A 12468-nucleotide genomic window follows, 5' to 3' on the forward strand; every position below is an offset into this window, starting at 1 on the left:
ACATATTATGCTGCGGCCGCCATAGCCTTGTCGCAGGAGTGGAAATAGATCCCCTGCAGTGCAGACAGGGGATCGGAGAGTGCGTTGACTATGCTGCCGGCGGTGTATTGAGAAGGCGCACTTCGCGCTGCGGGAAGGGTATCTCGATGCCCTCGGCTCTCAGAGCGTTGAACATCGCCAGATTGGCCCTGTAGAGCAGGTCGTAGTAGCGCTCGGTGGGGAGCCAGATGCGGATACCGAGGGTGATGCCGCTTTCGCCGAAGGCTTCGATGCCGACCTGCGGCCCGGGTTCCTGGCAGATCTCATCGCCGAATGTGGCCAGCGTGGATTTGAGCAGGTTGCAAGCCTGTTCCGGATCGGCGCTGTAAGCGATGTCGATGGAGACTTCGGCCAGAGTGTTGGCGTGGGAGTTATGGATGATCTCGCCGACCACATGCTTGTTCGGTATCGAGATCTCGACACCGTCTTCATTGGTCAGCAGGGTGTGCGACAGGTGCACCTCCTTTACCTGGCCGGTTACCCCCTGCACGCTGATGGTGTCGCCCACCACATAGGGGCGGGTCAGCACGATGGTCAGGCCGGCGCTGTAGTTGGAAAGTAGCCCCTGAATAGCCAAGCCGGCACCGAGACCGACGGCGCCGATCATCGCCAGTAGCGGGGTGACGCTGATGCCGAGCTTGCCGAGCGCTACGACGGCGACCATAGCGATGATCAGGATCTTTACACAACTGGCGATGAAGCGGCTTAGCGTAATATCCAGGTTGTGGCGCTGCATCAGTGCCAGCGACCAGTTGGATACCTTGCTGGCGACCCACAGGCCTAGAAGCAGGACGATCACCGCACCGACGATCTGGAAGCTGTAGTTGACGAAGAACTCGACCACCAGGTTGTAGATCTCCTGGACCTGCGCCAACTCCTGTTTTACCGACTCATCCATTCTCTTACTCCACTTTCAAACACGAACTGTCCTGTTGCCTAACCGGCTCGGCATGTGCCAGACGGCGAAGGCGGCGCGATACACTGTCGACCAGCACGTTGAGCAGCGCCGTCACGGCAATCAGCAGGAAGGCGCGGTCGTAGTGGATCTCCTCGAACGCCGAGTCGATATAGAATCCCAGCGTGGTGATGCCAAGGATCCCCATGATCGCACTCTCCCGCAGGATCACCTCCCAGCGGTAGAACAAAAACGCCAGCATCGCCGGGAAGCGCCGCGGCGTTTCGATATAAGCGTAGCGCAGCAGCCCGCTGGGGTCGTCGGGGCGGTCGTTCAGGGTGCCGCGTCCGGCGTCGCTGGCGTTGGCGACGAGAAAGGCGATCAATCCGCCGTTGTGCAGTGCCAGTGCCAGTACCGCGGGCAGCCCCGAGGGGCCAAACAGCAGCAGAAAGACAAAGGCGAGGATCATCTCCGGTGTCGAGCGCAACACCAGCAGCAGGAAGCGCCCTGGCCAGCGCATCAGCGGCCCGGCCATGGCGCGCGTAGCCAGCGGGTAGACTGCCAGGATCACCAACGCCGTCAACACCAGCGCGATCTGGGTCAGCAGCAGGGTCTGCACCAGACCCGGCCAGACCTGCTCGCTGAGCATCTCGCCATACCAGCTCAGAGCACCGCCGATATCGCCCTCGCGCAGCGCCGCGGGCCAGATATCCTGGCCGATGAACCGCCAGAAGTAACCACCGTTACTGAAGCCGAGGGTTTCCGGCAGCAGCCAGATCGACAGCGCCAGGTAGAGCAGAATCAACCGGGGACGCACCCAGAAGCGGATGCAGGCGATCAGCAGCACAAAGGCCCAGAGCAGCGCGCCGGCCTCGGCGTACTGGCCCTGCTTGAACGCGGTCTCGAGGTGGAAACCCAGCGTGGGCAGGCCGATAAAACCGAGGATGGCACTGGAGCGCAGCGCACATTCGAAGCGGTAGCGGGTGTAGCTCAGCAGCGCCGGCCAGGCCTGGGGGATCAGCGTGTAGACATAGCGCTTGATCGGGTTCAGCCCCACCGCCAGCGTGAGCGCCGGGTCGCGGGACTGTTGCTCGAAGATCTCGGCGAACACCTTGGCGAACACCCCGGTAAAGGGCACCAGGATCGCCAGCAGTCCGGTAGTGGCGCTCAGTCCGTAGAGCTGCATGAAGATCAGCCCCCAGAACAGCTCGTGCACCGAGCGCACGGCGGCACACAAAACACGCACGCCACGCCAGTGGAACAGCATCGCCAACCCCAGGCCGAGCGGCGCGGCGATCGCCACCGCCAGCAGTGCGAAGGCAACCGTTTGCCCCAGCGCCTCAAGCAGTATCCGGGGTTCCTGCCAGGACGGCAGCAGAATACCCTGCCCTATCCTCGCCAGCTCCTGCCAAGGATCCACCGGGTAGATGGCGAGGTCGGCACCGAACAGGGCCAGCAGCGCGATCGCGACCAGCAGCAGGCAGACCCGGTTCAGGGTCAGGACACTGGATTGGGCTGCGCCGGTAAATATCGAGGACGCGCGTGCGGTCATGATTTGACCATCGCCCAGCCCTGCAGGTCTTCAGGCGGCGGTTCGGGATGGGGTGAAGGCTCCTGCTGGTAAAAGGCATCCAGCGCCTGTTCCGACAGCTCGCTGGCCGGACAGTCGCAACAGATACGCCCTTCACGCATGACGATGATGCGGTCGAAATGGTTCAGCGCGAGCTGGCGGTTGTGCAGGCTGACCACCGCCGTTTCGTGCTGCTGTAGCAGGTGTTCGAGCAGCGCTTCGGCCTGCAGCGGGTCCACCGACGACACCGGTTCGTCACCGAGAAACACCGGCTGGCGACGATACAGCGCACGGCCGATCGCCACTCGCTGACGCTGGCCGCCGGAGAGCCGGTCCACCGACTGCCAAAGCTTATCCTCCAGCCCCAACGTCTCGACCAGCTCGGCTATCGCCTCCCGGTGTGCGGCAAGCGGTCGCACCAGGTTCCACAGCGCCGGCAGCGTGCCGACCCGGGCCAGCGCACCGATAAAGATGTTCTGGTAGACCGACAGCAGATCCACCAGTCCACCGGACTGCGGCTGCAGTGCGACCTGCTCAGGCCGTTGCCGGTAGAGCAGGTGCAGCAGCGTGGTTTTGCCCGCACCCGAAGGCCCGACCAGTGCTACCCTCTCCCCGGCCCGGATCTGCAGGCTGATATTGTCCAGCACCCGGTGTTCGCCGTAGCTCAGCGACTGACCGGAGAGCTGGAACAGTGTACGTTGCTCGCTCATTCGGCTTTATTCGTCCAGCAGACCGATCGCTTTCGCGGTGCTTTCGATCGGACCGTAATCGTCGTTGCTGGCCGGTACGAAGCTCTCACGCGGGAAGCTGGCCAGCAGATCTGGGTCCTTCATGTTGAGCAGCGCCTCACGCACCCTGGCCTTGAACCCGTCACCGAAGTGTTGGTCCACGTCGCCGCGCACGGTCCACTGGTAATCCGGGTAGGTCGGGGTGGTCCAGATCACCCTGACCTTGCTGGTGTCGATCTTGCCCTCTTTCAGCTCGGTCTCCCACACGGCGTAGTTTACCGCGCCGACCTGGTAGGCACCGGACTGCACCTGGGCGATAGTACGGCTGTGATCGCCGGAGAAGCCGACGCGCTCGAACACCTCTTCAGGCGCCATACCGAACTGCTCGCGCAGATAGAACTCCGGCATCAGGCGGCCCGAGGTGGAGCCCTTGGAACCGAAGGTGAAGGTCTTGCCCTTCAGCGCGTCGCTCAGGCTGTCGGCTGGCTCCAGGCCGGTGCTGGTGTTGGCGATGAAGTAGCTCTTGAAGAACTGGTCCTCATAGCCCTGGGCCAGCGCTTTGGAGCCGGGCACCAGGCGACGCGCCTGCACACCGGACAGACCGCCAAACCAGGCCAGCTGCACCTGATTGTTGCGGAACGCGGTGATCGCCGCGGCGTAGGACTTCACCGGGATATACTTCACCTCCACGCCGAGCTGAGCGCTCAGGTAGTCGGCAACCTTGCCGAAGCGCTGCTGCAGACGGGATTCGTCGGCATCCGGGATGGCGGTGAAGACGAAGGTGTCGGCATGCGCCAGCGCCGGCAGCACCAGCAGTGTGATGGCCAAAAGACGGCGAATCAGAGACATCTTTGCTCCTTGAAAATAAGCTTGCGTCATTGCTTTACTGCTTCCGGTCGAGCCGACGCCAGATACTCCCGCACCGCGTCACGATCGCCCCGGAAGACGATCCGCTCCTTGCGTTTTTCAAGCTGGTAGTCGTACATCGGGTCGTAGTAATCGACCAGCATCGCCAGAATCCAGTCCCAGTGGCGCTCAGGGTTACCGCTGCGATGCTCGTCCAAGGCGCTCTGCATCAACTCGGCGATCTCTTTGTAGCGCACGCCGCCCAGGCGTTTGCGCACGCGGTAGAGCGACTGGGTCAGATCGTCGGCGAAGGCATCGAAACCCGCCTCCTCGCCCAGCGCCTGGCGCCACTCATCCAGCTTGTTGAGGATATAGTTGCGGTAGCTGTGCTCGACCCGCTCCTCCAGCGATACCTCCAGTACCACCAGCGGACTCTCGGTCATTCTGCTCTGCAGCGGCAGCGGCGTGCTGCATCGGCCGACCAGCCGCCCCTCATCCTCCAGCACGATCGCCGCGCCGGATTGCACGGCGGCGCCGTGGTCCACCTTCAGCAGTGCCACTGCCAGCGAGTTCTCGAAGCCGAGCTGGGTCGGCTGACCGCCGGGGCGGCGGCCGAAGCTGGATCCACGATGGTTTGCCAGCCCCTCAAGATCCACCGCGTTGGGCAGTTGCTCGACCATCTCGGTCTTGTTACAGCCGGTGCGGCCACCGAGCAGCAGCATCGGCCGCTGCGCGCAGATCCGCTCGAACTCGCGAATCAGGAACTGGCGCATCGCCTTGTAACCGCCGCTGATGCGCGGATAGTCGCAGCCCGCTTCGCGCATCCACTGCTGGCAGATCTGGCTGCGCAAGCCGCCGCGCCAGCAGTAGAGATAACCTTCCGGATGCTGCCGGGCGAACTCGACCCAAGCCTGTACCCTCGCTGCTTTGACCTGGCCGCTGACCAGCTTATGGCCCAGCTCGATCGCCGCCTGCTGGCCCTGCTGCTTGTAGCAGGTGCCGACCTGCGCACGCTCTTCGGTGGTCATCAGCGGCAGGCTGTGGCTGGTCGGAAAGGCACCTTTCTCGAACTCTATCGGCGAGCGGGTATCGATCAGCGGTATGTCGTTGAGGAAGAGCGGCAGAAAATCGCTGCAATCGGCACGGCTCACAGGCTGACCTCACCCCGTACCCGGATGTACCGTTCACCCTCGGCCGGGCTCAGTTCGCCTATCGCCCGATGACAGACGCCCTGCTCCGCCAGCAGCTGCTCAAGCGCATCGGCCTGCTCGGGACAGACCGCGATCAGCAGACCGCCGCTGGTCTGCGGGTCGCACAGCAGGTGCTGCATCGCCTCCGGCATCTCGGCCAGCTTGTGACCGTAGCTGTCGAGGTTGCGCAGGGTTCCACCCGGGATGCAGCCCTGGGCAAGATAGTGGATCGCCTCCGGGATCAGCGGTACGGAAGCAGCATCCAGCTCCGCTTGCAGCCCGCTGCCCTCGCACACCTCCAGCAGATGCCCCATCAGGCCAAAGCCGGTGACATCGGTGATCGCATTGACCCCGTCGAGCTGAGCGGCCAGGGCTCCGACGCTGTTGAGCCGGCACATGATATCCCGCGCCAGATGGGTATGTTCCGGCTGCAGCTTCTTCTGCTTCTGCGCGGTGGTCAGGATGCCGATACCGAGCGGCTTGGTCAGGTAGAGCCTGTCGCCCGCCCGGGCCCGGTTGTTCTGCTTGAGCTGCTCGCGGGTGGTCAAACCGGTAACCGCCAGGCCGAAGATCGGTTCCGGCGCATCGATACTGTGGCCACCAGCCAGCGGGATGCCGGCATCGGCACAGGCCTGACGCCCCCCTTCGACCACCTGCTGCGCCACCTCGGGCGGCAGCTGGTTGATCGGCCAGCCGAGAATCGCGATCGCCATCAGCGGTTTGCCGCCCATGGCGTAGATATCGCTGATCGCGTTGGTCGCGGCGATGCGGCCGAAGTCGAACGGATCGTCCACGATCGGCATGAAGAAGTCAGTGGTACTGAGCACCACCTGCCCATTGCCCAGATCGTAGGCGGCGGCATCATCCTTGCTGCTGTTGCCGACCAGCAGGTTCGGCGCATCGGGCACCGCCAGCTGGGAGACCAGAATGCGATCCAGCACCTTGGGTGATATTTTGCAGCCACAGCCTGCACCGTGGCTGTATTCGGTCAGACGAATGGCGGTTTCCGACATACCTGCGACTCTCCAGCGTTAACTCGGGGGGAGAATGATACGAAGTGGGAAGCGATTTGTCAGTGAATCCTCATACCGACACTGTAATATAGGCCTCTGCGAACGGTTTCAGGCACGCGTACACCATGCAAGGCCACTATATAGAACGCAACTACAGTCATCTGGTTCATATCCACTCCCACGACGAACTGGCCCTCTATGAGCTGATTCCCGATGTGGTGTGGATCTTCGATCTCGACAAGCACGGCTGGTGGTGGGGCAACAGCGCGGCACTCAGGTTCTGGGGCCTCGACACCCTGGAACAGCTGATCGACAAGGATCTCTCCGGCGATACCCAGGGCGCTCGCGACCGCACGTTGCAGACCTTCGAGCTGGCGGCCAAGAACGGCCTGACGATCGATCCCTGGACCACCTATCCCAACGGCAAACCTAAAACCCTGTACATGCGCCACCGTGCCGTACTGGTTGGGCCCGAACGTCACCGCGCCATCATCGCCTATATCAATGAGGAGGTGAGCCTGGGGGAAACGCCGGAAAATCTGCTGCTGGTGGAGGCGATGCGCTACACCACGGTGCTGGTGACCAGTTTTACCCTCGACGGCAATATCGTAATCGAAAACCCGGCGGCCACCGGCCTGGAGGTGCGACGCCACACCCTGGATATCCGCATGACCCGTCATCCGTTGAGCGGCGAGTTCCTTATCCTGGTCGCCGAATATGACGTCACCGATCTGCATGCGGCGCTGGACGAGGCCCAGCGCGCGCAGAGCGAACTTCAGCATCTGGCCCACCACGACGCATTGACCGGCATCCCCTCGCTGCACTACCTGTCCGTCAGTGCACTGAGCCTGCTTGCTCAGGCTCAACGCCATGAGCGCAGGGCCCGGATCTGGATAGCCTGATCAAGGCGGCAGACCGCGCCATGTACGGCGTCAAGAAAAGCGGTAAGAACGGCTATGCCTTTGCCATGGCGTCCAAGCAGAATCGGTAACGATCAACGCGGGTATCAGATCGCCTGGTGGAGTTCGGTGCCACACTTGTGTTGGCGTTTGATCACGTACATGCGCCGGTCGGCAGCGTCGAGCAATCCACTGACATCCTTGCCGTCCTCCGGATAGTTGGCGGCACCGATGCTGGCATGCATGTGATAGACCCGGTGTTCAAACTGGAAGGGTGTTTCGATCATCTCGTATTGCCGCTGGATAGCGGCGTCTATCCCGCCGGGCAGATCGACAGGCTTCAGCAGAACGCCAAACTCGTCGCCGCCCAAACGGGCGACCGTATCCGACGCCCGCGCCCCCGCCCGGCTGCGGGCGGCAAACTCCTTTATCACGGCGTCGCCGACTCTGTGACCGTAGGTATCGTTGATCTTCTTCAGGTCATCCATATCGATCATCAACACACCGACAGGACGTTTATCGCGGGAACCCAGGGCGATGGCGCTACGCAAGCGGTCGATAAACAGTGCCCGATTCGCCAAACCCGTCAGGCTGTCGTGCGTCGCCTTGAAAAACAGGTCATCCCGACCGTATTTGGTGGCATAGAAGATCGTCGCGCCCACCAGTTCGGATAACAACCCCAGCAGCGTCATATGCGGAGTACCGAACTGCCTGGGTTTCTGCGACAGAGCCTTGAGCACGCCGACCGTCACATCCTTGTATTTCAGCGGCACCAGAATCATCGAACGCGCCCCGATCTGACGGCAGTACTCCTGGTTCACCCGTGGATCCAGCTCCGCATCGTCACAGCGCAGGGTCGCTCCGGTCTCGACACATAAACCGGACAGGCTGTTCTCGCGGCTCAGTTTCAGCCCCTCGCGTGCTCTCGCTATCCCGGAAGCTGCGCGATAGACCAGGTAATCGTCTTCGACCAGCTCGATCACCGCACCGTCAGCACCAGTAAGCGGCAGCGCCCTGTCAACGACCAGATCCATCACCTCATGCAGGTCGAGCCCGATCTTGGCGATATCGGTCTGCAGTCTGATCACTTCCAACAAGCTCGCTTGAGAAGGCATCGGGATAGCCTCTTTATCGGGATAACCTCTTTGTAGTGGCTCTTTCCTGGCCGAAAAACCTAACCCCTAGAGGTAACAAGGCTCTCCCTGATTGTTAGGTACCTTCAAGTATAAGCGTTCGCTGGCGTAGTCAATTCGGTAGGCACGCGGAAAAACCGGCGTGTATGAATTATATTCTCGTTAAAACAAACACTTGTATATCAAACGTTACACCTCGATCAAACGGGAGAGCCGTTGTGTTAACCGATGGCAACATCAACGCCCCGTTACCGGGTTCCCCTCGCCTCAAGCCACTCCTCAACCACTTTGTTGTTAACTTTCGCTTCTCCCCTCATGACCGCGGTATCAAAAATTTTTGATTCAGCACTCTCCTCTTCATCCGCAAGCCGGCGGAACTCCCGCTTCATCGCCATCAACTCTTTGGCGGCGGTGACCGCTTCTCTTCGAATCTTCAAGTCCTGGGATTTCAACTGCATCCGCCCGCCGAAGTAAAAACTGATGATCACGCTTAACAGCGCCCAGTAGCCCGGCGGCATCAATTCAAACGACTTGGCGATCAGCAGAAACCGCTCCGGATTGATCGGCGCCAGCACGAAGAAGCTCAACACCGCCACCGTCAGCAAGGGCCGCGGCAGACGGTTCAGTCCATCCACCAGCGAATCCCACCAGGTACGGTTCAGGCGGTTGTGAAACTCCGCCGAAAACTGCTCCAGCGATGCGCGATCCCTGTCGATATCGGCCATCTGCTGCTCATGTTGCCGCTGACCGCGATGCTCACTGTTCTCGACAAAGACCTCGGCGACCTCTTTTCCGCCGGTAAAGATATCGGCAATGAAATTCCACCAAGCCATCAGGCAAGCTCCTTCTCAAATTCATTCACGCGATTCATCCAGCCTTTCAGAAACACGCTCTGGGATGGCCGGGCCTGCACAATCACCCGATAGAAGTTGCGCCGCTCCTCGATCAGCGCCTTGAGCAGCACGTTGCCCATCTCCCGCTCGGCCCAGTTCGCCGCACGTCGGGTGTTGGGCCCCACAGCGCCATCCTCGGAGAGCCTGGGAGTATAACGCGCCTGGTTGCACACACTTTGCAGGAAACGTATTGCCCGACGCGGTCCATGGTTGACCGCGCTGTCGAACAGAAAGGGCTGGATGAGATCGGGCAGGGAGTTCAGGCTCGGTGCGGTGTAGTAGTTGCGTTCGTATATCTCGCGCGCCACCTCCACCGACAGGGCTTGCACCTCGGCGCTGGTGACCGCTCGCCCGTAATAACGGGACAGGGTGGACTGGGTGATGCCGAACTTGGTCGGACCGCCGCGATCCTCCGGGTGGTCCACATAACCGCCTTCGCGGACCAGAATATCGTCGATCATTTCGTCAACTGTTTTCACCGCCACCTCCTGTGAGCCTTGTTATTGATCTTGTGTCGTTGATCGGCGTCAGTCAGACAGGAAGGATAGCGAAAGCGGGCGCTTGCGGAAAGAGTGTAGCGGAAAAGCCACTAATCCAGTTCCAGCGCCATCGCCTCAGCCCAGGCGGACCTCATGGATCGCCAGCTCAAATGGCTGACATCAGGGATATCCAGCGCCAGGCCGGCCGCTTTTCGCTGCGCCAACTGCGCGACCATCCGTGCCGGCGACCGGCTCTCATCCACGTTGCAATAGCGGCAGTCGTCGGGAAACAGCTCGGGATAGGCCAGGCGATCGGGCACCACCGGCCGACAACCCGCTGCCACCGCCTCCAGTACCGCGATCCCCTGGAAGTCATGCAGCGCGGTGGAGAGCACAACATCCGCCCGCTGCAACAAACGCCGGTACTCGTCTACCGACTCGATATGCCCCCAACAGCCCAACTGGCCGCCCTGCTCAAGCTGTTTATGCAGCCGCTCGAACACCTCGGGTGTGGAACGAAACTGCTGGCCCACCACATGCAGCCGAAACGGCACTGCCGCCGCCTGCAACTCGGTGACGGCCACCAGCAGCAGCTCCGGCCCCTTGTCGAACTCCCAGCGATGGTTCCAGACCATCTCCAGCGGGCCGTCGGCCGGCTCATGGGGCTGAAAAACGGAGTCGGGCAGGGGCACATGAAGCACCTGGGAGCGGGTACGGATCTGCTCGACCAACCCGGCAGGCACCTGGTCCGGCAGTTTACGCAGCAGTGCGTCGGCACCAGTTAGCAGGGTGTCGCGGTTGTAAGCCGAGTTGAACAGAACCCTGTCGGCACAGAGCGCGTTGTACAGGTTCAGAATCTGGGGCTCGACACTGCGGTACTCGCGACCGGATTCCGGGTAGTCAAACTGGTTCTCGTGGAAGTAAACCAAGGTTGGTGTCACTGCCAGCGAGGGTATAAAGCCACGCAGTGCGGTCAGATCAACCATCGAGGTGGCGATCACCAGGTCATAGGGTTGGCTCAGCCGTTCACGCTCTCCGAATGCCCAGCTCAGGCTATTGCCGCGGATACGCCAGCTGAAGTAGCGCGCCGGCAGAGACAGCACTGTCCACTGGTGTTCGGGGAAGGCATCGACCAACCCCTGGCGCCAATAGCGGTGGCTCACCGCGTCATAGGCCGATAAAAGAAGAATCCGCATCGCTACTCCCGCCTGTCCCGTCCAGATCACTGGGAGCGGAGTCTATCAGGAGTGCGCCGAAGGCGTGACCCTGGTGCTACCTGTCAGCCTGCCATCGCCCTGAACACAGGCTCCCACCGGTCAGCTATCCGGCTGATAGATGCCGCAGGCGATATAGGCGTCGTTACCGAGCTTTTTAACAAAACTGTGCTTGGGCTCAGGCTTGCCTGTATGGGGGTTCATGAAGCTGTAGCTGTACCAGCCCTGCCCCTGAGTGCGGGCGGTATCGACCAGAGGCGGGCACAGCGGCTTGCCGTCTGCATCCTTGGCGTCGGCCAGATTCTTGCCGACCAGATCGCTATTGCCGCCGTGTGCGAGCATGAGGCCGTTAAAATCCTGCACCAGTACGTATAACTCGCCCAGCACGAACTCGCCTGTGGGGTCGTTGAACTCGGCAATCGCTTTCTCCCGGCCATGCTGCTGCACATAAGCATAAGCCCTGTGCACCAGCGCCTCGGCGTCGGCCTTGGTTACCAGGCGGAACTGACCAATCAGGTGTTTCATCTCTTTCGCCGAGCTGGACAGACCGGTAACGATCTGACCATTGCGGTTGACGTTGATGGCGGTTTCATCCATCAATTTCGCCACTTGATGCAGACTGTTGGACAGCTCCTCTGTCGTGGCGGTGGTCTGCCTGGAGGCAACGGCGATCTGCTCGATCTCGCCGACCAGTGAGGCGATATGAGTCAGGATATCGCTGAGCGCAGACTCGGACTTCTGCGCCTCCTGGGCACCACTCTGCACGATCCGGACTCCCTGCTCCATCGCCTCGACCGCATCGTCGAGCTCCAGCTGCATCGCTTCGACGGTTCGGCGTATCTGCTCCGTCGCCTGTGCGGTTCTCTCGGCCAGTTCGCGCACCTCACCGGAAACCACGGCGAAACCCCGTCCCTGATCCCCGGCCCGGGCCGCCTCGATCGCCGCATTGAGGGCCAATAGGTTGGTCTGGGACGCGATATTGCTGATCAGGTCGATGATCTGGCCGATCTCGCCGGAGCGCTCGCCGAGCTTGCGGATCACTCCAGCCGATTCGGTCACGATGTCGGTGGTCTTGTGCATCGTCTCGATGGTCTTGCCGACGATAACCTGGCCCTGAAGGGCGACCTGGTTCGCTTCACGGGAGTTGTCCGACGCGCCTGTGCAGTTTCTTGCCACCTCGGCAGCGGCAGCGGATAGCTGCTCACTGGCCGATGCCGACATGTTCAGCTGGTTGACGATCTCGTCGGTGGCATTGTCGATACTGTGAAGATTGGCGTCCAGGCTCTGAGCGGAGTATGCCAGCAGCACACTGTTGTGGGAGAACTGGCTCAGGGTCTGCTTCAGCTTGTCGATCGCTCTGCTCAGGTCGGCGGCCTCTCCCTGCTCCTCCCCGATCAATTCTGCCTGCGTGAGATCGCCACGCACCAAGCGTTCGACCATCGCTTTAAGCTTGCTCTGGGATCCCCCCCCGGGGCCGTTTTTGAACCGAAAGCCCGCCACCAACATCGCGACGCCCCAGGCGATAGAACTGATCACGAAAGCATCGGGAACGTTTCCCCGGTCAGGTGG

At 61.5% G+C, this 12468-nt stretch carries 12 protein-coding genes; 1 reads left to right on the forward strand and 11 read right to left on the reverse strand.

What is annotated here, in order from left to right:
* Positions 1-88: 88 nt before the first annotated feature.
* From KQ940_RS06010 to selD, 6 genes are read right to left on the reverse strand one after another with little or no spacing between them, the layout of a single operon-like run.
* Positions 89-937: a mechanosensitive ion channel family protein gene (locus KQ940_RS06010; protein WP_217412531.1), complete on the reverse strand. Its 849-nt coding sequence runs from the start codon at positions 935-937 to the stop codon at positions 89-91.
* Positions 938-941: 4 nt separating this feature from the next.
* Complete coding sequence (locus KQ940_RS06015) at positions 942-2486, reverse strand: PhnE/PtxC family ABC transporter permease (RefSeq protein ID WP_246589782.1); 1545 nt, start codon at positions 2484-2486, stop codon at positions 942-944.
* Entirely contained in the window at positions 2483-3214 is a 732-nt protein-coding gene (locus tag KQ940_RS06020) for a phosphonate ABC transporter ATP-binding protein (protein WP_217412532.1), read from the reverse strand. Before KQ940_RS06020 ends, KQ940_RS06015 begins: the two co-directional genes overlap by 4 nt.
* 6 nt (positions 3215-3220) lie before the next feature.
* A complete protein-coding gene (locus KQ940_RS06025) occupies positions 3221-4081 on the reverse strand; it encodes a putative selenate ABC transporter substrate-binding protein (protein ID WP_217412533.1) in 861 nt (286 codons plus the stop codon).
* Positions 4082-4107: 26 nt separating this feature from the next.
* Positions 4108-5229: a tRNA 2-selenouridine(34) synthase MnmH gene (gene mnmH / locus KQ940_RS06030; RefSeq protein ID WP_217412534.1), complete on the reverse strand. Its 1122-nt coding sequence runs from the start codon at positions 5227-5229 to the stop codon at positions 4108-4110.
* The gene (selD, locus tag KQ940_RS06035) at positions 5226-6281 is read right to left on the reverse strand and encodes a selenide, water dikinase SelD (protein ID WP_217412535.1); all 1056 of its coding nucleotides are present in this window, start codon (positions 6279-6281) and stop codon (positions 5226-5228) included. The genes mnmH and selD overlap by 4 nt, the downstream gene beginning before the upstream one ends.
* Positions 6282-6406: 125 nt before the next feature.
* Here selD and KQ940_RS06040 point away from each other — a divergent pair, with 125 nt between their 5' ends.
* Entirely contained in the window at positions 6407-7183 is a 777-nt protein-coding gene (locus tag KQ940_RS06040; protein ID WP_246589784.1) for a GGDEF domain-containing protein, read from the forward strand.
* Between the two features lie 104 nt (positions 7184-7287).
* On the opposite strand, the gene KQ940_RS06045 is transcribed toward KQ940_RS06040, so the two are convergent.
* The 5 genes from KQ940_RS06045 to KQ940_RS06065 all read right to left on the reverse strand — a co-directional run bounded on the left by KQ940_RS06045 (position 7288) and on the right by KQ940_RS06065 (position 12435).
* On the reverse strand, positions 7288-8268 hold the full coding sequence (locus tag KQ940_RS06045; protein WP_343222622.1) for a GGDEF domain-containing protein: 981 nt from the start codon (positions 8266-8268) through the stop codon (positions 7288-7290).
* Between the two features lie 293 nt (positions 8269-8561).
* Positions 8562-9146 (reverse strand): 3TM-type holin, encoded by a 585-nt coding sequence (locus KQ940_RS06050; RefSeq protein ID WP_217412537.1) that lies wholly within the window; start codon positions 9144-9146, stop codon positions 8562-8564.
* The gene (locus KQ940_RS06055; RefSeq protein WP_217412538.1) at positions 9146-9685 is read right to left on the reverse strand and encodes a glycoside hydrolase family 108 protein; all 540 of its coding nucleotides are present in this window, start codon (positions 9683-9685) and stop codon (positions 9146-9148) included. The genes KQ940_RS06050 and KQ940_RS06055 overlap by 1 nt, the downstream gene beginning before the upstream one ends.
* 110 nt (positions 9686-9795) lie before the next feature.
* A complete protein-coding gene (locus tag KQ940_RS06060; RefSeq protein ID WP_217412539.1) occupies positions 9796-10881 on the reverse strand; it encodes a tRNA-queuosine alpha-mannosyltransferase domain-containing protein in 1086 nt (361 codons plus the stop codon).
* A gap of 120 nt (positions 10882-11001) precedes the next feature.
* A complete protein-coding gene (locus KQ940_RS06065) occupies positions 11002-12435 on the reverse strand; it encodes a methyl-accepting chemotaxis protein (protein WP_217412540.1) in 1434 nt (477 codons plus the stop codon).
* Positions 12436-12468 lie beyond the last annotated feature (33 nt).

It is taken from the genome of Marinobacterium ramblicola (assembly GCF_019084545.1).
Taxonomy (GTDB): Bacteria; Pseudomonadota; Gammaproteobacteria; order Pseudomonadales; family Balneatricaceae; genus Marinobacterium_D; species Marinobacterium_D ramblicola.